At 68.3% G+C, this 24,520-nt stretch carries 21 protein-coding genes; 12 read left to right on the top strand and 9 right to left on the bottom strand.

The window, feature by feature from the left end; translation table 11 throughout:
- The 3 genes from IFE19_RS15310 to IFE19_RS15300 are packed head-to-tail and all read right to left on the bottom strand — an operon-like array spanning position 1 to position 4,340.
- Positions 1-1,626: a family 43 glycosylhydrolase gene (locus IFE19_RS15310; RefSeq protein WP_207823770.1), complete on the bottom strand. Its 1,626-nt coding sequence runs from the start codon at positions 1,624-1,626 to the stop codon at positions 1-3.
- 45 nt (positions 1,627-1,671) lie between these two features.
- Positions 1,672-2,751, bottom strand: coding sequence for a glycoside hydrolase family 43 protein (locus IFE19_RS15305; protein ID WP_207823768.1), 1,080 nt, complete (start codon positions 2,749-2,751; stop codon positions 1,672-1,674).
- Positions 2,748-4,340 (bottom strand): pectate lyase, encoded by a 1,593-nt coding sequence (locus IFE19_RS15300; RefSeq protein ID WP_207823766.1) that lies wholly within the window; start codon positions 4,338-4,340, stop codon positions 2,748-2,750. The genes IFE19_RS15305 and IFE19_RS15300 overlap by 4 nt, the downstream gene beginning before the upstream one ends.
- 121 nt (positions 4,341-4,461) lie before the next feature.
- Here IFE19_RS15300 and IFE19_RS15295 point away from each other — a divergent pair, with 121 nt between their 5' ends.
- From IFE19_RS15295 to IFE19_RS15255, 9 genes are all read left to right on the top strand, one after another.
- A complete protein-coding gene (locus IFE19_RS15295; protein ID WP_207823764.1) occupies positions 4,462-7,455 on the top strand; it encodes a DUF6298 domain-containing protein in 2,994 nt (997 codons plus the stop codon).
- 33 nt (positions 7,456-7,488) lie between these two features.
- Complete coding sequence (locus IFE19_RS15290) at positions 7,489-8,493, top strand: LacI family DNA-binding transcriptional regulator (RefSeq protein WP_207823762.1); 1,005 nt, start codon at positions 7,489-7,491, stop codon at positions 8,491-8,493.
- A gap of 61 nt (positions 8,494-8,554) precedes the next feature.
- Entirely contained in the window at positions 8,555-9,700 is a 1,146-nt protein-coding gene (locus IFE19_RS15285; RefSeq protein WP_207823760.1) for a fumarylacetoacetate hydrolase family protein, read from the top strand.
- Complete coding sequence (locus IFE19_RS15280) at positions 9,697-10,455, top strand: SDR family NAD(P)-dependent oxidoreductase (protein WP_207823758.1); 759 nt, start codon at positions 9,697-9,699, stop codon at positions 10,453-10,455. The genes IFE19_RS15285 and IFE19_RS15280 overlap by 4 nt, the downstream gene beginning before the upstream one ends.
- A 72-nt stretch (positions 10,456-10,527) precedes the next feature.
- A complete protein-coding gene (locus IFE19_RS15275) occupies positions 10,528-11,958 on the top strand; it encodes a sugar porter family MFS transporter (protein ID WP_207823756.1) in 1,431 nt (476 codons plus the stop codon).
- Positions 11,959-12,041: 83 nt separating this feature from the next.
- Positions 12,042-13,484, top strand: coding sequence for an aldehyde dehydrogenase family protein (locus IFE19_RS15270; RefSeq protein ID WP_207823754.1), 1,443 nt, complete (start codon positions 12,042-12,044; stop codon positions 13,482-13,484).
- A 5-nt stretch (positions 13,485-13,489) separates the two neighbouring features.
- On the top strand, positions 13,490-14,344 hold the full coding sequence (locus IFE19_RS15265; protein ID WP_207823752.1) for an SMP-30/gluconolactonase/LRE family protein: 855 nt from the start codon (positions 13,490-13,492) through the stop codon (positions 14,342-14,344).
- Positions 14,341-15,198 carry an aldose 1-epimerase gene (locus tag IFE19_RS15260; protein WP_225910306.1) on the top strand — a complete coding sequence of 286 codons (858 nt, stop codon included), beginning with the start codon at positions 14,341-14,343 and terminating at the stop codon, positions 15,196-15,198. The genes IFE19_RS15265 and IFE19_RS15260 overlap by 4 nt, the downstream gene beginning before the upstream one ends.
- A 1-nt stretch (position 15,199) precedes the next feature.
- On the top strand, positions 15,200-16,054 hold the full coding sequence (locus IFE19_RS15255; RefSeq protein WP_207823750.1) for a rhamnogalacturonan acetylesterase: 855 nt from the start codon (positions 15,200-15,202) through the stop codon (positions 16,052-16,054).
- Positions 16,055-16,072: 18 nt separating this feature from the next.
- Here the strand turns inward: IFE19_RS15255 and IFE19_RS15250 are convergent, their stop codons facing one another.
- Positions 16,073-17,869: an IlvD/Edd family dehydratase gene (locus tag IFE19_RS15250; RefSeq protein WP_207823748.1), complete on the bottom strand. Its 1,797-nt coding sequence runs from the start codon at positions 17,867-17,869 to the stop codon at positions 16,073-16,075.
- Between the two features lie 115 nt (positions 17,870-17,984).
- On the opposite strand from IFE19_RS15250, the gene IFE19_RS15245 reads away from it, so the two are divergent.
- From IFE19_RS15245 to IFE19_RS15235, 3 genes are all read left to right on the top strand, one after another.
- Positions 17,985-18,752, top strand: coding sequence for a FadR/GntR family transcriptional regulator (locus IFE19_RS15245; protein WP_207823746.1), 768 nt, complete (start codon positions 17,985-17,987; stop codon positions 18,750-18,752).
- Positions 18,753-18,964: 212 nt separating this feature from the next.
- Positions 18,965-20,230, top strand: coding sequence for a dicarboxylate/amino acid:cation symporter (locus tag IFE19_RS15240; protein WP_207823744.1), 1,266 nt, complete (start codon positions 18,965-18,967; stop codon positions 20,228-20,230).
- Between the two features lie 180 nt (positions 20,231-20,410).
- Entirely contained in the window at positions 20,411-20,878 is a 468-nt protein-coding gene (locus IFE19_RS15235) for a peptidase S1 (RefSeq protein WP_207823742.1), read from the top strand.
- Positions 20,879-20,908: 30 nt separating this feature from the next.
- Here the strand turns inward: IFE19_RS15235 and IFE19_RS15230 are convergent, their stop codons facing one another.
- The 5 genes from IFE19_RS15230 to IFE19_RS15210 all read right to left on the bottom strand — a co-directional run bounded on the left by IFE19_RS15230 (position 20,909) and on the right by IFE19_RS15210 (position 24,404).
- A complete protein-coding gene (locus IFE19_RS15230; protein ID WP_207823740.1) occupies positions 20,909-21,190 on the bottom strand; it encodes an HPr family phosphocarrier protein in 282 nt (93 codons plus the stop codon).
- The gene (locus IFE19_RS15225; RefSeq protein WP_207823738.1) at positions 21,187-21,591 is read right to left on the bottom strand and encodes a PTS sugar transporter subunit IIA; all 405 of its coding nucleotides are present in this window, start codon (positions 21,589-21,591) and stop codon (positions 21,187-21,189) included. Before IFE19_RS15225 ends, IFE19_RS15230 begins: the two co-directional genes overlap by 4 nt.
- Before the next feature lie 107 nt (positions 21,592-21,698).
- A complete protein-coding gene (locus IFE19_RS15220; RefSeq protein WP_207823736.1) occupies positions 21,699-22,124 on the bottom strand; it encodes an HPr kinase/phosphorylase in 426 nt (141 codons plus the stop codon).
- Complete coding sequence (locus IFE19_RS15215; protein WP_207823734.1) at positions 22,121-23,731, bottom strand: stimulus-sensing domain-containing protein; 1,611 nt, start codon at positions 23,729-23,731, stop codon at positions 22,121-22,123. The genes IFE19_RS15220 and IFE19_RS15215 overlap by 4 nt, the downstream gene beginning before the upstream one ends.
- Complete coding sequence (locus IFE19_RS15210) at positions 23,700-24,404, bottom strand: response regulator transcription factor (protein ID WP_207823731.1); 705 nt, start codon at positions 24,402-24,404, stop codon at positions 23,700-23,702. The genes IFE19_RS15215 and IFE19_RS15210 overlap by 32 nt, the downstream gene beginning before the upstream one ends.
- Between the last annotated feature and the right edge of the window lie 116 nt (positions 24,405-24,520).

Raw genomic sequence — 24,520 nt, 5'->3', positions numbered from 1 at the left:
TCACAGGGCGCGGAACTTGAAGTTCTTGAACCGCGCCTCGCCCTCGCCGGCGGCGTAGAGGCCGGGGCGCAGCATCATGAAGCCGCCGCGGACGTTCTGGTTATAGCCCGAGACTTCCATGCCCCGGTCGAAACGCTTCCAGTTCACCCCGTCGGCCGAGGTGTCGAAATAGACGTTCTGATAGGCGTTGGTCAGGCGCATGAACATGCGGCGGCCATGCGGATTGGCGGGGCGCCCGCGCTCGATGCCGTACTGGTGGGTGACGTAACGCGTCGGGTCGAAACCCAGACCGGCATAGAGGGCCCGGTCGTAGAAGAGGATCAGGCCGGCCACGGCGCCGGGGTCGATCTCGATCTCGCACTCGATCTGATAGGCTTGTTCGCCCTGGACGAAGGTCAGCGGCGAGCAGTCGACCGGGGCCTTGCCCTTGGCCTTCATGTGCAGGACGCCGTTTTCGCGGCGCAGGCGGTCCTTCTCGTTCGGTTGTGGGTCGTAGAAGCTCCACTGGGTGCCGAACTTGTCGGTGGTGAAGTCGTCTGACAGGGCCATGCCGTGCGGCACGGCCTGGCCGCCGCGCGGCATGGGGATGGGTCTGGACAGGTCGCCGCCCTTGGCGCGGAACCAGCCGTCGTCGGTCCACTCGATCGGGTCCAGCAGGGTCTGGCGGCCCAGACTCCAGTAGGCGTTTTCATAGCCGTGATAGACCATCCACCAGTCGCCGTCGGTGGGGCCCTCGACCAGGGTGGCGTGGCCGCGAGACCACCACTTTTCGGCCCCGCTGCGAGTGCGGACGATGGGGTTGTGCGGGCATTCCTCCCAAGGGCCGTGGATCGACCTGGACCGGGCGGCGATGACCATGTGGCCGGTCGGCGGACCCGCCGTGCCGCCGATGGCGGTGATCATGTAGAAGTAGTCGCCGCGCTTGAGCAGCTTGGGTCCTTCCTGGGCGTGCCCCTCGACGATCCAGTCCTCGGGATAGCGCCAGGCGTCATAGACCTGCTCCAGCGGGCCGTCGGTGGCCAGGCCGTCGTCGGTCAGCCGCACCCGGTCGCCGCCGTTCAGGAACAGGTAGCGCTTGCCGTCCTCGCCGACGATGTGGCCGGGGTCGATATTGGCCGGAATCTTCAGATCGACCGGCTCGCTCCACGGCCCTTCGATCCTGTCGGCCCAGATGACGTAGTTGGAGCGGTAGTTGGGGAAGCGGGCCGGGATGTAGCAGTAGAAGCGGCCTTCGTGCTTGATCAGCTCGGGTGCCCAGACCGAGCCGATATTGGTGGTCAGGGCCGCCGTGATCGGCCGCCAGTTCACCAGGTCGCGTGAGTGCCAGATGTGGATGCCCGGCACCGACTCGAACGACGAGAAGGTCATGTAGTAGTCGTCGCCGGCTTTTAGGATCGACGGGTCCGGGTGGTCGCCCGACATGATGGGGTTCAGGAAGGTGCCGTCGCCCAGATCGGCCATGCGTTGGCCTTCGATCCCCTTGCGCCACTTCATCCCGGCCCATTCGCGGCCCAGAGGCGCGGCTTCTTCATTGGTCTGAGCGAAGACGGCGCCGACCGGCAGGGCCGAGGCGGCGACGCCGCCCAGCAGGCCGCTCAGGGCGGCGCGGCGATTGATGGGGCTCATGGACGTTTCCTCTTTTCTTTATGCGTGACGCGAACCGAACGGGGGTCAAGGCGCGATAGGCGGGGGCGCGATGAAGGGATCGATGGTGCGGATCGAACCGTCGGCCTCGTGGTGCAGATCGACGACCTTGGCGCTGCGCAGATGGGTGCGGTTCGACAACTGGGTGTCGTGGTAGAAGAGCCGCCATTGGCCCTCGACCTCGACGATGGAATGGTGCGTGGTCCAGCCCTGAACCGGCAGCAGGACCCGGCCTCGATAGGTGAAGGGGCCATAGGGCGTGGTCGCCGTGGCGTAGGCGATGAAGTGCGTGTCGCCGGTCGAATAGCTGAGGTAGTAGAGGCCGTTGTACTTGTGCAGCCAGGCGGCTTCGAAGAAGCGGCGGTCCAGATCACCGCCCTTCAGCGGCTGGCCCTGCTCGTTCAGGATTACCGCGTCGCGCATCGGCTCGGCCAGGGTCAGCATGTCGTCGCTGAGGCGGGCCACCTTGGGCATCAGGGACGCCGCCTCGGGCTGGTTCAGGTCCGTGTCGCCCGCTGCCGGGTCGTAGCGACCGCTGGTCCAGCGCTGCAACTGTCCGCCGTGGATGCCGCCGACATAGAGATAGGCCGCGCCATCCTCGTCCACGAAGACGCTAGGGTCGATGCTGTAGGCGCCGAGGATTGGTTGGGGCTCGGGCGTGAAGGGACCTTCCGGACGGTCGCCGGTGGCCACGCCTATGCGGAAGACGCCCTCGCGATCCTTGGCGGGGAAGTAGAGGTAGTAGCGCCCGTCCTTGAAGGCGGCGTCGGGCGCCCAGAGCTGGCGATCCGCCCAGGGCACGGCGGACAGGGTGAGGGCGGTCGGATGAACCGTGACCGGCCCGCCGATGCGGTCCATCGACAGGACCAGGTAATCCTTCATGACGAAGCCCTTGCCCGGCTGGTCGTCGGCGGACGGCCCCTGAATGTCATGGGAGCCATAGACGTAGATGCGCCCGTCGAAGACGTGCGCCGAGGGGTCGGCGATGAACAGCTCGGTCGTCAGGGGCTGGGCGCGATAGGCGCGGCCATCGGGAGCGCGGTCTTGCGCGGCGGCGCCGGTCGCGAAGGCGGCGAGAGCGCCGAGGAGGATCAGGCCGCGCCTCATGCCGGTCTCGCCTCGCGCACATGGGCGATCAGCCGGGCCATGTTGTTGATATAGGCGCCGGTCGAGATCCCCATCGGCCCGCGAGCTTCGGTGAAGGGCGAGGTGTCCCATTCATCCCCGACCTGGCCGCGATCGACGAAGCCGGGCGGCGGTTCGGCCGGGCCGTCGCCGCGATAGGCATGGCTGGTCGTGCGCAGTTCCACCGGCCAATACCCCTCTGCATTCAGCCCCTCGATCAGCAATGTAACCGGTGTCATTCCCGGGCGCGAGGCCGTGACGTTGAGGTCGGAACCGCCTTGCGGACGCGTGATGACATAGTCGGGCAGCAGGCTGGGGCCGCGCCCCATCAGGGCGGAGTGGCGCACGGCCTCTTCCGGTGACAGGGCGGCGACCTGCTCGACCCGTCGGCGCAGGCGGGCCAGGTCGATATGCTTCTCGCCGCGCTGACCGGTCATGTCGTGGTCGACGTAGTATTCGCCGTTCCGGGCGTTGGAGCCGCGCCGATGCACAGCGATGAAACGGTTGGTCCCCGGTTCGACAAAACGGAAATAGTTGCGGCCTTCGTGATGGGCGGCGACGGGAGCCTCGACCTGCGCGAGCCAGTCCAGCGCCTCGTCCAGCCGGGCCAGGAAGCTGCGGTCGCCGGTCAGGCGATAGAAGTCCAGCATCCGCTCCACGGCGACGACGGTGAGGTGGGGCGAGACGGCGGCGGGTTCATAGGTCCGGCCCCAGGCGGGCCTGAAGTCCGGCGTATACTGCAGGGCCCAGCCCGGCGTCGGCGCCGGCTGCTGCAGGTCGCGGTAACAGGCCATGGCGCGGCGGATTGCAGGCTCGACGTCCGGGCGGTTCCATTGCTGCAGGACCAGCAGCAGGAAGTCGATGTTCTCGTCCATCACCTCGTCGTTGAGGGTGATCAGACCGGTGTAGTCGGGACGACCGTGGTTGCGGAACTCGCCCGCGCGCGGCCAGCGCTGGGGCCAGCCGCCGCCGGGCAGCTGGCTGTCCAGAACGAAGGCGATGGTCCGGTCCACGGCGGCGCGGACACGCGGCAGGTCGGTCGTCAGGGCCAGCCGCAGCAGAAAGCGGCCGCACTCGACCGTGGCGTGATCATCGAAGGTGGCGTTGCCGTAGTAGTGCTGGAATTCTTCCAGCCGCCAGCCGTTCCGGCCGATGGTCTCGTACCAGCGACGCAGCGAGGCTTCGCCGTCGAAGTCGATGACATAGTTCCAGCCGCCGCTGGGATGCTGGCCCTTGATCAGGGCGTCGCCAGCCGCAACGGCGGCGTCCAGATACTGGACCTCGCCGGTGGCGCGCCAGGCGTCGAGAAAGATCTGGCCCATCTCGGGCGTGCCCGGCGCCTGGGTCCAGATCATGCCGGGCCAGGCTTCCATCTCGCCCCAGCGCCGCGAGAAGTCGGAGAGGTAGGACCAGACATAGCCGCCGTTGGTCGCCGCCTTTTCGGTCATGAAGCGGGTGGCCCGGCGCATGGCTTGGCGTGCGGCCTCGACCTCCGTCGCCGCCGCGACAGGGGCGGCGGCCAGCAAGGGCGTCGCGGCGGCGGCGGCCAGACAGGCGCGTCGGGTCAGCATGCGTGAAACCACTCCCTCCTCGGTCCTGCCGTTCTGGCGACGGCGCCGATCGCGCGACGACCGCTGGACTCATCAACTAATATAATAATACTTTTAAGCCGTGCCTAGGGGGGAGGAAGACATGGTCCGGATCTGGATCGCGGGGCTGATCGTCGCAGCGTCGGTCGCGGGGGCGGCGTCCGCCCAGACGGCGTCGGACTTCATCGCCCTGACGCCGCCCATCGATTTTTCCCACGCGGGCTATCGCGGCGGCGGCACGGCTGCGCCCGTCCTGCCGGTTCTGATCCGGGTCGAACCCGGCGAGGGCGACGACACCGACCGCATCATGGCGGCGCTGGATCGCGCGGCGCAGGCGGCGCCGGATGCCGAAGGCCGCCGAGGCGCTGTGCTGTTGGCTCCCGGCGAGTTTCAGGTCGAGGGCCAGATCCGGTTCGAGGTCGGCGGCGTGGTCCTGCGCGGCGAGGGCCGGCAGGCGACGGTCATCGTGGCCACGGGCGTGGGCCGGCGCGCCCTGATTGCGGTCGGCGCGCGTGGCGCGGCGCCCGATGCTTCGACTGGCGTTGGCAGCAAGATCATGGGGGAGACGCCGGTCGGGGCCGTGCGTCTGCCCCTGGAAACGACCGAGGGCCTGGGCGTTGGCGATGCGGTGACCATACGCCGTCCCAGCACCGCCGAATGGATCGCCGCTCTTGGCATGGACGCCTTCGTCGGCTGGCGGCCCGAGACCCGGCTGAACTGGAAGCCGGGATCGCGCGACGTGGTCTGGGAGCGCCGTGTCGTGGCTCTGGAGGGGCGCAGTGTCGTGCTTGACGCGCCGCTGACCATGGCGCTGGCGGCGGGCGACGGCGCCGTGGTGCGGCGTGGTCCCTCGGCGTCGCGCATCCGCGAGGTGGGCGTCGAGAACCTGACCCTTGTCTCGCATCACGACCCGGAGCGGCCCGCTGACGAGGACCACAGCTGGACTGGTGTCGCCGTCGATCGGGCGGAGGATGTCTGGCTGCGGAACCTCGCCTTCGAGGGCTTTGTCGGCTCGGCCATCGACCTTGGGCCGGACAGCCGCCGGGTCACGGCGCAGGATCTGGACGCTCGTCGCCCTGTTTCCGAGATCGGCGGCCTGCGTCGGCGCACCTTCTATACAGCGGGCCAGCAGACCCTGTTCCAGCGCTGCGCCAGCAATGACGGCATCCACGACTTCGCCATTGGCCATGTCGCGGCCGGCCCCAACGTCTTTCTCGACTGCACCGCCACAGATGCGCGCGGCGACAGCGGAACGCAGGAAAGCTGGGCCACCGGCGTCCTGTTCGACGGGGTCAAGGTGCGCGGCGGCGGCCTGAGCCTGACCCATCGGGGCCGGGACGGGCAGGGCGTCGGCTGGTCGGCGGCCAACTCGGTCCTGTGGAACTGCGAGGCGACGGTCGTCGAGGTGCGCAATCCGCCGGGCGCGGCCAATGTCGCCGTCGGCTGCCGCGGCGAGCGCGTCGGCGACGGGGTGCTGGAAGACGCCCGCGTCATGCCTGGGCGCGACTTCCACCGCGCCCAGCCGCAGGAACCGGCCAGCCTCTATCGGATCCAGCTTGGGCGGCGGCTCGGCGCGGTCGGGCTGGCGGCGCTGACCCCGGTTGTGTTTAACGCCGAGGTTTCGGGCGGGCTGCGTCTCGGCGAGGCCGACGTCGCGGCCTGGCGCACGGCGATGGCGCGACCGATCGTCCGCCATCCCCTGACGGTCGAGGGCGGCCGCTTCGTCATCGACGGCCAACCGGCCTGGCGCCGTCGCATCGGCTTCGCCTTCTTTCAGGCCCAGATGATCCCGGCCCTGGCCGAGGCGTCCGGCCCCTTCATCACCCGCTTCGCGCCGGGGCTGGAGGGGCGTGGGTTGACCGATGATCTGGACGCCTTCGCCTCCGGCCTGATGACCGGCGATGTGGTGCAGCACAACTATGGCCTCTGGTACGACCGTCGCCGCGTCGACCACGACTTCTACGGCTCTCCGGACCAGCGCGACGGCGAGGTCTGGGGGCCGTTCATGGAACTGCCCTGGGCGCGCAGCGGGCGCGGGCGGGCCTGGGACGGCCTCAGCAAGTTCGATCTGGAACGCTTCAATCCCTGGTTCTTCGACCGCATCGCCCGGTTCGCCGATCTGGCCGAGCAGCAGGGCGTGGTCCTGTATCACAAGTTCTATCTGCAGCACTGGCTGCTGGAGAGCCGCTCCCACTACGTCGACTTCCCGTGGCGGCCGGTCAACGCCCTGCAGACAACGGGAATGCCCAACGAGGTCCCCGCCGCCGAGGTCTTCTGGGACGTGTCCGACCCGGTGCGGCGCGACCTTCACCGCCGCTATATCCGCCATACGCTGGAGACGCTGAAGGGGCGGCCCAATGTCGTGATCGGGCTGGATCCGGAATACACCGGGCCGCTGTCCTTCGTGCAGTTCTGGCTGGATCAGGTCGCCGCCTGGGAGGCTGAGAGCGGCGCCGATATCCGTGTCGCGCTAGAGATTCCCAAGGATCAGATGGACGCCGTTCTGGATGATCCGGCGCGAGCGCGCATCGTGGACGCGGTCGGCTTCCATCACTGGGTCTATCGTCCCGATGGGACGCTATTTGCGGTGCGTGGGGGTTTGGACAAGGCGCCGCGCGAGCAGGTGGATGCGATCGCCCGACCTCGGGATCTGGCCGAAGGCGCGGATTCGGGGGAGGTGCGGCGGACCCTGTGGCGCTCGACCCCGGCCATGCGCTACCGCGCCTATCGCGAATACCGCGACCGGCGTGCCGACCTGGTGGTGCTGAACGAGGACGACGCCTGGCCGGGGCTGAGCCGCGCGGTCGAGGCGGCGGTGCGCGCCGAGGTGCGGGCTTCGCTGCGGCCTGATGCGGGCCTGATGACGCCGACCGGCGCGGCCTGGGCGTCGTCGGCGCCGGATGGAACGGTCTTGATCTACAGCATGGATGGCGCGGGGACGGAACTGGCGCGGCCGGTTGCGGCCGGGAAGGCGTTGAGGTGGATCGCCGAAGGGGCGGTGGTCGAGGCCATCGCGTCCGATGGGGCGACCCGCCTGACGCCGCCCGCCGCCCTCGCGGGACGACCGCTGGCGCTGTGGATCGCGCCCGCGCCTTGACGGCGGCGATGCTTGTCGCGACCAGTGACCGTCATGAGCTCTGACGACCGCAACCCCACGATCGACGACATCGCCCGCCGCGCGGGGGTGTCGGCGATGACGGTGTCGCGCGTCATCAACGGCGGGGCGCGGGTCAGCGCGGCGACGCGCGAGCGGGTTCAGGCGGTGATCGACGCGGCAGGCTATACACCCGATCCTGCGGCGCGGATTCTGGCGCGCGGGGGCGGCGGGCGGATTGGCCTGCTCTACGCCAACCCCAGCAACGCCTATCTGGCCGAGGTCCTGTCCGGCGCCCTGGCCGGGGCGCGGGCGGCGGGCCTGCTGCTGATGATCGAGCCATCCCAGGCGGGGGATCCGGCGCAGGAGGCCGAGGCCGTGCGGCGCCTGGCCGCGGGCGGAGCGCAGGGTCTGATCGTGCCGCCGCCGCTGGGCGAGTCGGCGGCCACGCTGAACGCGATACGGGCGGCGGGCCTGAAAGCGGTGCTGCTGGCTGCGCCGCCCGCCAGGGGCATGTCGGGGGCCTTGCGCGTGGACGATGTCAGCGCCGCCGCCGAGATGACGCGACGTCTGATCGAGCTGGGTCATCGCCGTATCGGTCTGATCGAAGGTCGAGCCGATCAGAGCGCCAGCGCCGACCGGCGCCGGGGCGCACAGGCCGTGGTCGAGGCGGCTCCGGGCGTTGAACTGCAGATCGATCGTGGCGACTTCACCTATCGCTCAGGCTTCGAGGCGGCGCGGCGGCTGCTGGCGGCGCGCCCGCGCCCGACAGCCCTGTTCGCGGGCAATGACGACATGGCCGCGGGCGCCCTGGCGGCGGTTCACGCCGAGGGCTTGCAGACGCCCGCCGATGTTTCGGTGGCCGGGTTCGACGACACCTATCTGGCCGCCAGCGTCTGGCCCGCCCTGACCACGATCCGTCAGCCGGTCGCCGAGATGGCCCACCATGCGGCCATGCTTCTCGCGGGCAAGGCAGAGGTCGATGCGGAATTCGTAGCGCATCGCCTGATCGAACGCGAAAGTACGGCGCCACCCGATTGACACCGGTTTCCAGGTGGAGAATGTTAGCGCTAACACGACATCCGGTCGTGGGAGACGCGCCTTGGATTTGACCGCCATCCTGCCGTGCGACTGGCGCGCGGCTGTCCTGCTGGGCAGGATCGAGACCGCCGACGGGCCGGCGCCCGTGCTGCTGCGGAATGGTCGGCTTGTCGATATTTCGGCCTTCGCGCCGACGACGGCGATGGCTCTGGCGCGGCCCGATCTGGCCGCCGCCGAGGGCCATGATCTGGGCGCGGTCGAGGATATCAGGGTCGCGACGGCCTGGGGCGACGAGGGCCTGGCCCTGCTGTCGCCGTTGGACCTGCAATGCATAAAGGCCTCGGGCGTGACCTTCGCCGTTTCGGCGCTGGAGCGGGTGATCGAGGAACGAGCGCGTGGCGACGCCGCCGCCTCCAACGCCATCCGTCAGGGGCTGCTGGAGCGCATCGGCGGCGAGCTGAAAGACCTGAGGCCTGGCTCCGTTCAGGCGGAGGCGGTCAAGGCGCAACTGATCGCCGACGGCCTGTGGTCGCAGTATCTGGAGGTCGCCATCGGCCCCCATGCCGAGATCTTCACCAAGGCGCCGGTGCTGGCCTCGGTCGGCGCGGGCGCGGCGGTCGGAGTGCGCGCCGATTCCGACTGGAACAACCCGGAGCCGGAGGTGGTGATCGTCTGCGATCCGGCGGGTCGCCCCGTCGGCGCAAGTCTGGGCAACGACGTCAACCTGCGTGACATCGAAGGGCGCTCGGCCTTGCTGCTGGGCAAGGCCAAGGACAACAACGCCTCAGCGGCGGTCGGTCCCTTTATCCGCCTGTTCGACGCAGGCTTCAGCATGGACGATGTCCGCGCCGCCACGGTCCGGCTTGATGTCGAGGGTGCGGACGGCTTCGTCATGATGGGCGAAAGCTCGATGCGGTTGATCAGTCGTGATCCCGAGGATCTGGTGACCCAGACTCTGAGTGCTCATCAGTACCCGGACGGCTTCGCCCTTTACCTCGGCACCATGTTCGCTCCGGTCGAGGATCGCGGCGAGGCGGGCAAGGGTTTCACGCACAAGGTCGGCGATCGGGTGCGGGTGTCGTCTGAACGGCTGGGCGTGCTGGAGAACATCGTCGTCACCTGCGATCGGGCGCCGCCCTGGATCCTGGGCGTCGGCGGTCTGATGCGCAATCTGGCCGTGCGCGGCCTGCTGGGAGGCGTGGCATGAGCGGCGCGACCTATCCCTCGCTGAAGGGGCGGCTGGCCGTCATTACCGGCGGCGGCTCGGGCATCGGCGTGGGCCTGGTCGAGGCCTTCGCGCGGCAGGGCGCGCGGGTGATCTTCTTCGATATCGCCGAGGCGGAATCCAGGGCTCTGGAGGCGTCGCTGGCCGATCTCAGCCCGGCGCCGGTCTTCAAGGTCTGCGACCTGACGCAGGTCGAAGCCCTTCAGGCGGCCCTGGTCGAGGTTGTCGCCCACCACGGTCCGATCGACATTCTGATCAACAACGCCGCCAGCGACGACCGTCATGCCCTGGCTGAGGTCACGCCCGCCTATTGGGACGACCGGATCGCGGTGAACCTGCGCCATCTCTATTTCGCCGCCCAGTCGGTGGCGCCGGCCATGCGCGCGCAGGGACGGGGGGTGATCCTGAACCTTGGCTCGATCAGCTGGCATCTGGGCCTGCCCGATCTGTCCATCTACGAGACGGCCAAGGCGGGCATCGAGGGCATGACGCGAGCCCTGGCCCGTGAGCTGGGCGCCGACGGCGTGCGGGTCGCCTGCATCGTGCCGGGCAATGTCAGAACCCCGCGGCAGATGAAGTGGTACACGCCTGAAGGCGAGGCCGAGATCGTCGCCGCCCAGTGCCTGAAAGGGCGCATAGAGCCGCGCGACGTGGCGGCCCTGGCCCTGTTCCTGGCCTCTGACGACGCCCGCTTCATCACCGGACATGAGTATTTCGTGGACGCGGGCTGGCGCTGACGCAAATCTGAATCATCACCGCCCGCGATCAACGACGGGCGGCCAACACGACGGACCTGGGGAGGGACGAAAATGGCGGGACCGACAGGGGCTTCAGGCCCGGATATCGCGGGGAACGACCGCGTCAACATGGCCTTCATTGCCCTGATCGTGGCGGTGGCCACCATCGGCGGCTTCATGTTCGGCTATGATTCCGGCGTCATCAACGGCACGCAGGACGGGCTGGAGGCGGCCTTCAACCTGTCGGCGCTCGGCACAGGCTTCAACGTCGGAGCCATCCTGCTGGGCTGCGCCTTCGGGGCCTTTGCGGCGGGACGGCTGGCGGACGCTGTCGGCCGTCGCACGGTGATGCAGATCGCCGCCGTCATGTTCATCATTTCGGCGATCTGGGCCGGGGCGGCGGACAGTTCGGCCCACTTCATCATCGCCCGCTTCATCGGCGGTCTGGGCGTCGGCGCGGCCTCGGTCCTGTCGCCGGCCTATATTTCCGAAGTCACCCCCGCCTCGATCCGGGGGCGGCTGTCGTCTGTGCAGCAGATCATGATCATCACAGGCCTGACCGGGGCCTTCGTCGCCAACTACGCTCTGGCCAAGACGGCGGGTGGATCGACGGCGGAGTTCTGGCTGGGCTATCCGGCCTGGCGCTGGATGTTCTGGCTGCAGGTCGTGCCGGCCGGGATCTATTTCCTTGCCCTGCTGGCTATTCCGGAAAGCCCGCGCTTCCTGGTGGTCAAGAAGAAGGATGCTCAGGCCGAGGCCGTGCTGTCCAGGCTGTTCGGCCACGGCGCCGGCGTCCGCAAGGTCGCCGAAATCCGCGCCTCGCTGGCGGGGGATCACAAGCCGCGCTTCGCCGATCTTCTGGACCCGGCGACGCGCAAGGTGCGTCCCATCGTCTGGGCCGGTCTGATCCTGGCTGTCTTCCAGCAACTGGTCGGGATCAACATCGTCTTCTACTACGGTGCGGTGCTGTGGCAGTCGGTCGGCTTTTCCGAGAACGACGCCCTGCAGATCAACATCCTGTCCGGTGTCCTGTCGATCGCGGCCTGTCTCGGCGCTGTGGCGGTGATCGACAAGATCGGCCGCAAGCCTCTGCTGCTGATCGGCTCGGCGGGTATGTTCGTGACCCTGGGGGTTCTCGCCTGGTGCTTCTCGCGCGCCGTCATGGTGGATGGCTCTCTGCATCTGGACGACCAGACCGGCCTGACCGCCCTGATCGCGGCCAACGCCTATGTGGTCTTCTTCAACCTCAGCTGGGGTCCGGTCATGTGGGTCATGCTGGGTGAGATGTTCCCCAATCAGATGCGCGGTTCGGCCCTGGCCGTCGCCGGCTTCGCCCAGTGGATCGCCAACTTCGCCATCTCGGTCAGCTTCCCGTGGATGGCGGCGTCGCTGGGTCTGGTCGTGACCTACGGCTTCTATGCGGTCAGCGCCCTGATCTCCTTCTTCCTGGTTCAGGCCTGGGTGAAGGAGACGCGTGGTCGTGAACTGGAAGACATGGGCTGACGCCGGCTCGTTCTGCTACTGACCTCCCCGAAGGCGGGGCGGCGCTCCCCCGCCGCCCCGCTGCTTTCTGAAAGGACTTTCTCATGACCGACACGCTTGAACTTTCGCACTGGATCGGCGGCGAGAAGGTGGGCGGAGCGCTGGCGGGCGAGAGCCTGAACCCGTCCGATACGCGAGACGTCGTGGCCCGCACGCCCAAGGGCGGGGCCGCCGAGGTGGATCAGGCGGTTCAGGCGGCGCGCGCCGCCTTCCCCGGCTGGGCCGACGCCTCGCCGGAGGTGCGCTTCGACGTGCTGGACCGGGCGGGCTCTTTGCTGATGGAGCGCGCGCCGCTGATTGGCCGTCTGCTGTCGCGCGAGGAGGGCAAGACCCTGCCGGAGGGCATGGGCGAGACCATGCGCGCCGCCCGCATCCTGAAGTATTTCGCGGGCGAGGCCCTGCGGGTTCACGGCCAGAACCTGACCTCGACCCGTCCGGGCGTGGAGATCCAGACCTATCGTCAGGCGGTCGGGGTGTTCGGCCTGATCACGCCGTGGAACTTCCCCATCGCCATCCCGGCCTGGAAGATCGCCCCGGCCATCGCCTTCGGCAATACGGTCGTCATCAAGCCCGCCGGCCCGACGCCCGCGACCGCCGAGGCCCTGATCGCCATCCTGCATGAGGCGGGCCTGCCCAGGGGCGTGGTCAACATGGTTATCGGCGACGGCGACGTGGGCCGCGCCATCGTGGCCCATCCCGGCGTCGACGGCATCAGCTTCACCGGCTCGCAAGGCGTCGGCGCCGGCGTGGCCGAAGGCGCGATGAAGCGTCAGGCGCGGGTGCAGCTGGAGATGGGCGGCAAGAATCCGCTGATCGTGCTGGATGACGCCGATCTGGACCGCGCCGTGGCCATCGCCCTGGACGGCAGCTTCTTCGCCACCGGCCAGCGCTGCACCGCCTCCAGCCGCCTGATCGTGCAGGACGGCATTCACGACCGCTTCGTCGCGCTTCTGGCCGAGAAGGTCGCGGCGCTTCGCGTCGGCGACGCGCTCGACCCCAACACCCAGATGGGCCCGGCCGTGACCGAGGCCCAGCGCGACGTCTCCTACAACTACATCGACATCGCCCGGGACGGCGGCGGTCGGATCGCCACCGGCGGGGAGCGTCTGAAGCTCGACAAGCCCGGCTGGTACGTCCAGCCGACCCTGATCACCGACACCCTGCCGGATGCGCGCATCAACACCGAAGAGGTCTTCGGCCCCGTCGCCTCGACCATCCGCGTCGCCAGCTATGAAGAGGCCCTGGCCGTCGCCAACGGCGTCGAGTTCGGTCTGTCGGCCGGCATCGTCACCCAGTCGCTGAAATACGCCCGCGACTTCCAGAGGAACGCCAGGGCGGGCATGACCATGGTCAATTTGGCGACGGCGGGCGTTGACTATCACGTGCCCTTCGGCGGCACGAAGAAGTCCAGCTACGGCCCGCGCGAACAGGGCTTCGCGGCGGTGGAGTTCTACACCCAGGTCAAGACCAGCTATTCGGCGGGCTGACGGGCATGACCGCGCCAACCCTCGTCTGGGACGTCCAGGCCGAACTGGGCGAGGGGCCGGTGTGGGACGCCGACCGGGCCTGTCTGTGGTTCGTCGACATCAAGGGGCGGCGGCTGCATCGCTATACGCCCGCAAGCGGCGGAAAGGCTTCGTGGGACGCCCCGGACCAGATCGGTTTCGCGCTTCCGGCCGAGGACGGGTCGCTGATCTGCGGCGTGCGCGGCGGCCTTTATCGCTTCGACGTGGACATGGGCGACTTTTCCCTGTTCCAGCCGGTCGAGATGGATCGGCCTCAGAACCGGCTCAACGACGGCTTTGTCGCGCCCGACGGCGCCCTGTGGTTCGGGTCGATGGACGACAGCGAACAGGGCCGGACCGGCGCCCTCTATCGCTGGTTCAGGGGCGAGTTGACGCGCCACGACGACGGCTACGGCGTCACCAACGGGCCGTGTCTCAGCCCCGACGGACGGACCCTCTATCATCACGACACGCTGGAAAAGACGGTCCTGGCCTTCGATCACGACGACGGCGCGCTGTCGAACCGAAGGGTCTTCGCCGTGACCGAGGACGGCTACTGCGACGGGCCGAGCATGGACGCCGATGGGGTGCTGCACGTCGGCCTGTTCAACGGCTGGGGCGTGGCGCGGTTTGCGCCGGACGGTCGGCGTCTGGGCGCCATCCCCTTTCCGGTCCAGACGGTGACCAAGGCGGCCTTCGGGGGGGCGGATGGGCGCGATCTCTATTGCACCACGGCCTGGCTGGGGAACGCCGACAAGCGTGCGGCCCAGCCGACGCTGGGCGGCCTCTATCATCTGCGGGTCGAGACGCCCGGTCTGCCACAGCATCGGATCGCCCTGTGAGGATCGAACGCGGCGATTGGGCCCTCGGCCTGAAGCCCGATCTGGGGGCCTCGATCACGTCGCTGACGTGGCGCGGACGCGACGTATTGCGTCCGGCGCCGGACGCATTGGACAGCCCGCTGGCGGCGTCGAGCTTTCCCCTGGCGCCCTACGCCAACCGCATCGACGGCGGGGCCTTCGTGTTTCAGGGAGAGGCGGCGCGCCTGCCCGCGACGGCGGGCTTTGAGCCCCATGCCCTGCACGGCGTCGGTTGGCGATCTCGCTGGACCGTCGTGAGCGCCGGCGACGGGACGATCGATCTGGTCCTGGCCGTTGAGGCCGGGCCGGAATGGCCCTGGGCCTGGACGGCTTCGCACCGGCTGACGCTGAGTGAGGCGGGGCTGGAGATGGGTCTGAGCCTCGCCAACGAGCACGGCGCCCCCATGCCCGCAGGGCTGGGCCTGCATCCCTATTTCGCCGTTGAGGCCGCAACGCGGCTGCAGCTGTCGGCCCCCCGGATCTGGCTGACCGATGCGCGTGAAATCCCGTCGCGCCTGGCGGACGCCGCAGGCCTTATCGACTGGAGCGACGGCGCCGCCGTGGCGGATGCGCCCTTCGTCGATCACGCCTACGCCGACTGGGACGGACGGGCGACGCTGCTCCACGACGGCTGGCGGGTCGATCTGACCGCATCGCCGAACGCGCGCTGGGCCCAGGTCTATGCGCCGCGCGGCGAGGGTTTTGTCTGCGTCGAGCCCGTGACCCATCGCCCGAACGCTCACAACGCCCCGGCGGGCGAGGATAGCGGCCTGACGGTGCTGGCGCCGGGCGGCGTCCTGACCCTGACCGCCGGCATCACCGCCTCGGAGACCTGAAATGATCGCCGCCCTGACCGCAGCCTTGAGCCTCGCCGCCGTTCAGACACCCGCCGCCGAAGCGCCGCCCGTCCAGCCGATCCGCGCGTCCAAGATCATTCTGGTGGGCGATTCCACCACGGCCGTGGTCGGCGGCTGGGGGCCGAGCTTCTGCGCCTATCATGTCACCTCGTTCGCGGCCTGCGTGAACCTGGCGCGCGGCGGGCGCAGTTCGGGCAGCTATGTGGCCGAGGGCTCGTGGGACCTGGCCCTGTCCGAGATGTCGACGCCGGGCTTCGCGGCCACCTATGTCCTGATCCAGTTCGGCCACAACGACCAACCGGGCAAGCCGGGACGCTCGACCGATCTGGCGACCGAGTTTCCCGCCAATCTGAAGCGCTATGTGGTCGAGACGCGGGCGCGCGGCGCGACGCCCATCCTGCTGACGCCCCTGGTCCGCCGCCAGTTCGTTGATGGCCGCCTGCAGAACGATCTGGCGCCCTGGGCCGAGGCGGTGCGGGCCGTGGCGGCTGAGACGAACACGCCTCTGGTCGATTTGAATCGCGCCAGCGCCGAGACGGTGCAGGCGCTGGGCCCCGCCCTGTCGGCGCGCTTCGCCCAGGCGGCGCCCTCGCCCGAGGTCGCCGCCGCCCTGCTGACCGGTACGACTATCGCGTCCAGCACGGGCGTTCTCGCCGTACCCGGCGCGCCGACCCCGACCACTCAGAACAATGCGGCGGTCGAGCCCCTGGGTCAGGCGCGGGTGTCGTTCGACTACACCCACGTCGGGCGCGAGGGCGCGGACTTCTTTTCGGCCCTGGTGACCCGCGATCTGATCGAGGCGGTCCCGCCCATGCGACGGCTGCTGATCCCCTGACCTGACTAGCGCCCAGCCTCAGTGGTTGTCGCGGGGCAGGCCCAGGGTATCGACGATGCGGTGGTATTTGACGGCGGGCTCCAGCACGGCGCCCGTCTCCAGCTCGCCGATCATGGCGCGCTGGAACTCCTGCCAGGGCGTCTGCGACGCGGGGTACTGATAGCCGCCGGCGGCCTCGAAGGCGGCGCGGCGCTCGGCCATCTCGGTCTCGTCGATCAGCACGTCCACGCGACGCGTATTCAGGTCGATCCGCATCCGGTCGCCGGTCTTCAGCAGGGCGATATTGCCGCCCGTCGCCGCCTCGGGCGAAGCGTTCAGGATCGAGGGCGAGCCCGAGGTGCCGGACTGGCGCCCGTCGCCGATGCAGGGCAGGGCGTGGACCCCCTGTTTGATCAGATAAGCGGGCGGCCGCATGTTGACGACTTCGGCCGCGCCGGGATGGCCGACGGGACCCGCACCGCGCATCACCAGGATGCTGTCGGGGGTGACGTCTTCGGCGGGATCGTCGATGCGGTGGTGATAGTCCTCGGGCCCGTCGAACACGACCACACTGCCGGTAAAGGCGCCGGGGCTGGCAGGATCGGACAGGTAGCGGTCTCGGAACTCGGCGCTGATGACGCTGGTCTTCATGATGGCGCTGTCAAAGACATTGCCCGACAGGACCAGGAAACCGGCGTCGTTCACAAGGGCCGTGTCGAAGTCGCGGATGACGTCGGGCAGGACCACGCTGGCGTCCCGGCAGTTGTCGCCGATGGTCCGGCCGTTGACGGTCAGGGCATCCTCATGGATCTGGCCGCGCCGCATCAGTTCGGCGACCACGGCGGGCACGCCGCCGGCCTGATGGAAGTCCTCGCCCAGGTACTTTCCGGCGGGCTGCAGGTTCACCAGCAGGGGCGTGTGGTGGCCCACCTCTTCCCAGGCCTGCAGAGGCAGATCAACGCCCGCGTGGCGGGCCAGAGCGGTCAGGTGGATGGGGGCGTTGGTCGAGCCGCCGATGGCCGAGTTGACGACGATGGCGTTCTCGAAGGCCTGGCGGGTCAGGATGTCTGACGGCTTCAGGTCCTCACGCACCATGTCGACGATGCGCTTGCCGGTCAGATAGGCGACCTGGGGCCGCTCGCGATAGGGGGCGGGGATGGCCGCCGAGCCGGGCAGGGACATGCCCAGGGCCTCGGCCAGCGAGTTCATCGTCGTCGCCGTCCCCATGGTGTTGCAATAGCCGACCGAGGGCGCCGAGGTGGCGACCAGGTCGATGAACGCCTCATAGCCGATCTCGCCCGCCGCCATCATCTCGCGGGCCTTCCAGATGATGTTGCCCGAGCCGACGCGCTCGCCCTTGTGCCATCCGTTCAGCATGGGGCCGACCGACAGGGCGATGGCGGGAATGTCCACGGTCGCCGCCGCCATCAGGCAGGCCGGCGTGGTCTTGTCGCAGCCGATGGTCAGGACGACGCCGTCGATCGGGTAGCCGTACAGCAGTTCGACCAGACCCATGTAGGCCAGGTTGCGATCCAGGCCGGCGGTCGGGCGCTTGCCCGTTTCCTGGATCGGATGGACGGGGAATTCCAGGGCCACGCCGCCCGCCTCGCGGATGCCTTCGCGCACCCGCTTGGCCAGTTCGAGGTGGTGGCGGTTGCAGGGGCTGAGATCCGAGCCCGTCTGGGCGATGCCAATGATGGGCTTGCCCGAGCGTAGCTCTTCCAGCGTCAGGCCATAGTTCAGATACCGCTCCAGATAGAGGGCGGTCATGTCGGGGTTCGACGGATTGTCGAACCAGGCCCGGCTGCGAAGCGGCTTTGGCGAGGTCTGGGTCATGGGGAGCGACAGGCTGAACTTCGCCGAAGGCTGGCGACGCGTTTTGAATATCATAATACTAATGATTGGCCAGCGCCTTTGCACCGATGCAGCCGGACCGCTAGAGGATCAATCCATGGATATGTCTTCGCCCCATCCTTCGACGGCTCCGGCCCGCGCGAGCGGCCACGTGGTTTCGGCGCATGACCAGATCGTGCGCGCCCTGGCGCAGGATATCCTGAGCGGAACTCTGGCGCCCGGCGACAAGCTGCCGATGGAGGCGGACCTTTTGGTCCGCTTCGGCGTGTCGCGGACCGCCTTGCGCGAAGCGCTCAAGACCTTGTCGGCCAAGGGCTTCCTCAGCGTGAAGACGCGGGTCGGCACCAGGGTGACGGATAGCGTCCACTGGAATTTCTTCGACAAGGAGGTTCTGGTCTGGCGCGTGGCGATCGGCATGGATGCGGAGTTCCGCCGTCACCTGGCCGAGGTACGCCGCAGCCTGGAGCCGACCGCCGCCGCCCTGGCGGCGAAACACCGTACTGCGGCGGATCTGGCGGCCATGCAGGCGGCCCTGGACTGGATGCGCCGCGAGCACGCCTCAGCCCAGGAGTTCGCGCGCGCCGATCTGGCCCTGCATCTGGCCATCGGGGCGGCGTCCCAGAATCCGATGATCCGTTCGGTGGCGGGCGTGATCGAAACAGCCTTGCTGGAGGCCTTCACCCTCAGTCCGCCTACGAGGGCGGCTGATCTTCACCATGACACGGTTGAAGCCCATGCTCGCATCGTCGAACGGATTGGCGCGGGTGACGAAGCGGGCGCAGCCCAGGCCATGCTGGCCGTTATCGATGCGGGCTATCAACGTGTCGAGGCGGAGCAATCGCCGGCGGGAAAGAGCGCGAACTAGAGGTCAGTGGCGATTTCCGTTTCGGGACTTGGGGTCGCGCGTGACGTTCTGATCTAGGCGCGCGCCGCGATTGCCTTTAGCAACAAACCGACAAGGCAGGGCAGGGGGACGGTTCAACGACCCCTACCCTGTTTTGATGCGATAGATGGAGCTCGTACGGTCGGGGGGAAGTGTTCCGACGGGGTGAGCCGAGTACAGTTGGAACATTGAAAATGAACCGAATATTCGCCTACCTCATTATCGGCGCCATGATTCTCGGCGTGTTGGTCGGTTGGGGCGTCAATCAGTCCCTCGACGCGGACCAGGCTGCCGCGGCGGCCAAGAATCTCAATCTGATCACGGACGTCTTTCTGCGCCTGATCAAGATGATCATTGCGCCTCTGGTCTTCACCACTCTCGTGGCGGGCATCGCTCACATGGAGGACGCCGCCTCGGTCGGGCGGATCGGCGTCAAGACCATGACCTGGTTTATCGGCGCCTCGGTGGTGTCTCTGCTGCTGGGCCTGATCATGGTGCAACTGCTGCAGCCGGGCGCGGGCATGCACCTGCCGCAGGCGGCGCTGGCGACGGCCCCGGCGGCCTCGACCGACGCCTTCTCGCTGCATGGCTTCGTCACCCACCTGGTGCCGACGTCGATCTTCGACGCCATGGCCAAGAACGAGATCCTGCAGATCGTGGTCTTCTCCCTGTTCGTCGGCACGGCGGTCGCCGCCCTGGACGACAAGGCGCCGGCGGTGCTGAACCTGGTCGAACAGGCCGCCAGCATCATGCTGAAGGTGACCGAGTTCGTGATGAAGCTGGCCCCGCTGGCCATCTTCGCGGCCCTGGCCTCGACCATCGCCACGCAAGGTCTGGAGATGCTGGCCGTCTACGCCAAGTTCGTGTTGGGCTTCTACGGCTCGATGGCCCTGCTGTGGGGCCTGCTGTTCGTGGCCGCCGCCCTGGTGCTGGGCCGTCGCGTCCTGCCGCTGTTCAAGGTGATCCGCACCCCGGCCCTGCTGGCCTTCTCGACCGCCAGCTCGGAAGCCGCCTATCCGCGCATCCTGGACGCCCTGCCCACCGTCGGCGTGCGTCGCCGCATCGTCAGCTTCGTCCTGCCGCTGGGCTATTCGTTCAACCTCGACGGCTCGATGCTCTACTGCACCTTCGCCACCATGTTCATCATGCAGGCGCACGGGGTGCACCTCAGCGTCTCGCAGCAGGTCTTCATGCTGCTGCTGCTGATGGTGACGTCCAAGGGCATCGCCGGCATCCCGCGCGCCTCGCTGGTCGTCATCATGGCCACTCTGACCTACTTCGGTCTGCCGGAAGCCTGGATCGCCATCGTCCTGGGCGTCGATCACCTGCTCGACATGGGCCGCTCGGCCACCAACGTGGTCGGTAACTCCGTCGCCGCCGCCGTGGTGGCCAAGTGGGAAGGCGAGCTGGATGATATCCCCGAGGGGGGGGGAGGCGCTCCTGGGGCGGCTGTCGTCTGACACGCCGGTTTCTGTCGATGATGAGCGGCCGCCCTGTCAGACGGGGCGGCCGTTTTTCTTGAGCAGGGCGGAGCCGATCCGGGCTTTTTCGCGCCCTGCATGTGGCGTCTTGACGGCGCTGCCAGTGCGGCGCACCTCTTTCAATCTCGACCGGTGTTCGGCGAGACAGGGATGCGGATGATGAAAACACGGGTGCTTGCGGCTGCGGCCGCACTTCTGCTTTCGGCGCCATTCGGCGCCCAGGCCCAGGATTCCAGCAAGACGGCGACCTATGGCGAGATCGTGCTGAGAGCCGGCTTCACGCCGGACCCCTATCGCGTATCGGTGACGGCGGGCGGGTCGATCGACGCCTATGCCGATACGCCCTTGCCGGCGGCCTGTGTCGGCAAGGTCGCTGACGCGCCGGATTTTGAAGTCACTTATGAGGCTGGGCGACTGCCCCTGGTGTTCCGCACCCTGTCTTCGGTGGACACGACCCTGATCATCAACGGGCCGGACGGCGAGTGGTCCTGCGACGACGACGGCTATGGCGATGGCGACGCCCAGGTCCGTTTCGACAAGCCGCGCAGCGGCACCTATGACGTCTGGATCGGCACCTTCGGCGGCGGCACGGCCAACGCCACCCTGCTGATCACCGAAACGCCCTGAATTCAGGGCGCGGACGAGGCGACGAGGACCCTACTGGTCCTCGTCGAACTTGCGCGCCACCAGATCGCTGAGCGCTTCGACCGCTTCAGCCGCATCAGCGCCCTCGGCTTCGATTTCGACGCCGCAGCCAATCCCTGCGCCCAGCATCAGCAGGCCCATGATGGAACGGGCATCGACCGTAACGCCGTCGCGGGTGACCCGGATCTCGGATTCGAAACCGGAGGCCAGTTTGACGAACTTGGCCGAGGCACGGGCGTGCAGGCCGCGCTGGTTGCAGATGTTGACGGTGGCTTGAACCGGCGCGTCGCTCATTTTTCCCCCGACAGAACCCAGGAGGCCACCGAGATGTACTTGCGGCCCGCGTCCTGCGCATGGGCGACGCAGGTCTCAAGGCTCTCGCGACCCCGCACGCTGGCCAGCTTGATCAGCATCGGCAGGTTCAGCCCGGCGATAACCTCGGCGTGGGTCTGTTCCATCACGGAAATGGCCAGGTTGGAGGGCGTGCCGCCGAACATGTCGGTCAGCAGGATTACGCCGTCGCCGTCGTTCACGGCGGCCGCTGCATCGACGATGTCGCGGCGACGTCGTTCCATGTCGTCCTCGGGGCCGATGCAGATCGCGGCCACGCCCCTTTGAGGGCCGACCACGTGCTCCATCGCCGCCAGGAATTCCGAGGCCAGTCCCCCGTGGGTGACGATCACCAGCCCGATCATGAAGGCTTCACCAAGACAATACGCCCCGCGCTTCTGCTCCCAGCGGCGCGCATCGAGCGCTCCGACTAATCTGCAAGCCGGCCTTCATAAGGCAATCGCGCCACGGTTCAAAGAGCGGCGAGCGCAGTTGCGACCACCTGCCCCGCCGAGGCTGGGCGCGGGTCCAGCCGCAACTGCGGAATCATCACGCCGTCCCAGGTCCAGGCGGCGGCTTCCGGCAGGCGTTCGACAGGCTCGTGCGTGCAGGCGACGGCCAGCACGATCCGGGTCATCGGCCATAGCGGCGCGGCGACGATGCCCAGGCCGCGCACTTCGATCTTGCCGGTGATCGCGGTCGGGGCGGCGGCGTAGAGGGCGCCGCTGGAGGCCCACAGATGGGTCCAGTCATCGGCGATCAGTCGCCAGCCCTGGCCGATCAGCCGCAGGGCCAGATCGCTCTTGCCGACGCCGGACGGCCCCTGGATCAGGGCGCCGCGCCAGCCGGCGGGCGTGTGGCGGGCGACGGCGGTGGCGTGGATGGGTTGCATTGTCATGGGCGTCGTCCAGCCAGAGGCAGAAGGACTTCAAAGCGGGCGCCGACGACGGCGCCGGTTTCGTCGGTGCGGTTCTCGGCATGGACCCGCCCGCCGTGGGCGTCGATGATCTGACGCACGATGGACAGGCCCAGTCCCGAGTTGGCGCCGAAGGCCGTGCCCTTGGGCCGCGAGGTGTAGAAGCGCTCGAACACGGTCTCGAGGTTCTCCGGCGGAATTCCGGGACCGTCGTCTTCGACGCGGATGCGCAGGGGCCAGTCGGGGTGGCTGTCGTCGCGCTCCAGCCGCACCCGGACCTCGCCGTCGGCCGGGCTGAAGGAGCGGGCGTTGTCGATCAGGTTGCGGAACACCTGGCCCAGAGGAATATCGCGGCCCAGCACGCGCGCCGCCTCGGCGGTCGAGGCGAAGCGGACCACGGCCTCGCCCGGCTTCTGACCGCCCTCATAGACCGCGATGATGTCGCCCAGCAACTCGTTGAGGTCGATCAGGCGCGGCCGGTCACGCGACAGTTCGGCGTCCAGACGCGAGGCGTTGGAGATGTCGGTGATCAGGCGATCCAGGCGCCTCACGTCCTGTTGCAGCAGGTTGGTCAGGCGGCCTCTCTGCTCGTCGGTCTTGACCAGGGGCAGGGTTTCCAGCGCCGAGCGGATCGAGGTCAGGGGGTTCTTGATCTCGTGGCTGACATCGGCGGCGAAGCGTTCGATGGCGTCCATGCGCGTCGACAGGGTTTCGGTCATCGACTCCAGGGCGCGGGCCAGGTCGCCGATCTCGTCCTTGCGGTCCTCAAGGTCGGGCAGGGAGATGGCGCGGGCGCGCTGCAGACGCACCTGGTCCGCCGCCGCCGAAAGGCGCATGACCGGTCGAGCCACGAACAGATGCAGCACCAGCGAGGCCAGAAGATTGACCGCCAGGGCCACCAGGGCGAAGGGGGTCAGGGCGCGGCGCTGGGCGTCCAGGGTCTGGTCCACGTCGCCCGCTTCCAGCGTCAGGACGCCCAGCACCTGCTGGACGTGACGTACGGGCAGGGAGACGGAGACGACCCGGTCCCCGTTCTCGTTGCGGCGCACGCCGGCCTGGGGCGCACCCTGCAGGGCGCGCTCGACCTCGGCTGACAGTTCCGTATTGGCGCGGGCCAGGCGCGTTTCCTCACGCGGCGACGCCTGGAGCGGAGCCAGGGCCGTTCCGGCGGGGTTGGCGGGGGGAAGGGGCGCGCCCGGAATGGCGTCGGTGACGGCGTAGCTGTCGGACACCAGCAGGCCGTCCTGGTCATACAGACGGGCGCGCTGGCCTTCGGGGATGAAGTTGTCTCTCAGCCACAGGCCCGCCGATCCGGGGTCCAGCATCGGATAGGGCTCGCCCCGGGTGATGCCCAGCTCGCCCAGCACATTGGCCAGCAGCTCGGCCTGGGACGACAGGGATTCCTGACGCGCCTCGATCAGGCCGCGTTGCCACTCGTTCAGCGCCAGGGCGCCGCCGAACAGGATCAGCAGGCTGAGAAGATTGAGCGCGAGAATGAAGCCGCCCAGGCGCGATCCGCCGAAGCGGAATCGGCGCCGCGCCGGGGCGTCTTCGGCCTCAGCTCTCGCGGTAGCGGTAGCCGACGCCATACAGGGTCTCGATCGCGTCGAACTCGGGATCGACGACCCGGAACTTCTTGCGCATGCGCTTGACGTGGCTGTCGATCGTGCGGTCGTCGACATAGACCTGGTCGTCGTAAGCGGCGTCCATCAGGCTGTCGCGGCTCTTCACGAAACCGGGGCGCTGGGCCAGGGCCTGAAGCAGCAGGAACTCGGTGACGGTCAGCTTGACCGGGCGGCCGTCCCAGGTGCTCTCGTGACGGGCCGGGTCCATCGACAGCTTGCCGCGCTTGATGGCCTTGCCGGCGGCTTCCGCCGCGGTCTCGACCTCGCCGCCGTCGGCGCCGGTGCGGCGCAGCAGGGCCTTGACCCGTTCGATCAGCAGGCGCTGGCTGAAAGGCTTGTGGATATAGTCGTCGGCGCCGAGGTTGAAGCCGAGGATCTCGTCGATCTCCTCGTCCTTGGACGTCAGCATGATGACCGGAATCTGCGAGGTCTGACGCAGGCGGCGCAGCACCTCCATCCCGTCCATGCGCGGCATCTTCACGTCCAGGATGGCCAGATCCGGCGGCGTGGTCTCAAGCGCTTCCAGGCCCGAGGCGCCGTCATGATAGGCCGTGACCTTGTGCCCGTGGCTCTCAAGGGCCAGGGATACGGAAGCGACGATGTTCTCGTCGTCGTCGACCAGGGTGATGTTGGCCAAGGGCTTCTCCTTAGTGCGGGCGGCGGCGGCGTCCGGTCTGCCGTCACGAGTCGATTGCTCAACGCGCGACAAGCGTAACCGTTCTATCCCATCGTGGTGACATTACGGCCACAGCA

The organism is Brevundimonas pondensis (assembly GCF_017487345.1).
Taxonomy (GTDB): Bacteria; Pseudomonadota; Alphaproteobacteria; order Caulobacterales; family Caulobacteraceae; genus Brevundimonas; species Brevundimonas pondensis.
This window is presented reverse-complemented; position numbering and strand designations above follow the sequence as displayed.

Coding starts and splice junctions, on each gene's coding strand:
- IFE19_RS15310 (WP_207823770.1), bottom strand. CDS start 1,626: ATGAGCCCCATCAATCGCCGCGCCGCCCTGAGCGGCCTGCTGGGCGGC.
- IFE19_RS15305 (WP_207823768.1), bottom strand. CDS start 2,751: ATGAGGCGCGGCCTGATCCTCCTCGGCGCTCTCGCCGCCTTCGCGACC.
- IFE19_RS15300 (WP_207823766.1), bottom strand. CDS start 4,340: ATGCTGACCCGACGCGCCTGTCTGGCCGCCGCCGCCGCGACGCCCTTG.
- IFE19_RS15295 (WP_207823764.1), top strand. CDS start 4,462: ATGGTCCGGATCTGGATCGCGGGGCTGATCGTCGCAGCGTCGGTCGCG.
- IFE19_RS15290 (WP_207823762.1), top strand. CDS start 7,489: ATGAGCTCTGACGACCGCAACCCCACGATCGACGACATCGCCCGCCGC.
- IFE19_RS15280 (WP_207823758.1), top strand. CDS start 9,697: ATGAGCGGCGCGACCTATCCCTCGCTGAAGGGGCGGCTGGCCGTCATT.
- IFE19_RS15275 (WP_207823756.1), top strand. CDS start 10,528: ATGGCGGGACCGACAGGGGCTTCAGGCCCGGATATCGCGGGGAACGAC.
- IFE19_RS15270 (WP_207823754.1), top strand. CDS start 12,042: ATGACCGACACGCTTGAACTTTCGCACTGGATCGGCGGCGAGAAGGTG.
- IFE19_RS15265 (WP_207823752.1), top strand. CDS start 13,490: ATGACCGCGCCAACCCTCGTCTGGGACGTCCAGGCCGAACTGGGCGAG.
- IFE19_RS15255 (WP_207823750.1), top strand. CDS start 15,200: ATGATCGCCGCCCTGACCGCAGCCTTGAGCCTCGCCGCCGTTCAGACA.
- IFE19_RS15250 (WP_207823748.1), bottom strand. CDS start 17,869: ATGACCCAGACCTCGCCAAAGCCGCTTCGCAGCCGGGCCTGGTTCGAC.
- IFE19_RS15245 (WP_207823746.1), top strand. CDS start 17,985: ATGGATATGTCTTCGCCCCATCCTTCGACGGCTCCGGCCCGCGCGAGC.
- IFE19_RS15240 (WP_207823744.1), top strand. CDS start 18,965: ATGAACCGAATATTCGCCTACCTCATTATCGGCGCCATGATTCTCGGC.
- IFE19_RS15235 (WP_207823742.1), top strand. CDS start 20,411: ATGAAAACACGGGTGCTTGCGGCTGCGGCCGCACTTCTGCTTTCGGCG.
- IFE19_RS15230 (WP_207823740.1), bottom strand. CDS start 21,190: ATGAGCGACGCGCCGGTTCAAGCCACCGTCAACATCTGCAACCAGCGC.
- IFE19_RS15225 (WP_207823738.1), bottom strand. CDS start 21,591: ATGATCGGGCTGGTGATCGTCACCCACGGGGGACTGGCCTCGGAATTC.
- IFE19_RS15220 (WP_207823736.1), bottom strand. CDS start 22,124: ATGACAATGCAACCCATCCACGCCACCGCCGTCGCCCGCCACACGCCC.
- IFE19_RS15215 (WP_207823734.1), bottom strand. CDS start 23,731: ATGGCGTCGGCTACCGCTACCGCGAGAGCTGAGGCCGAAGACGCCCCG.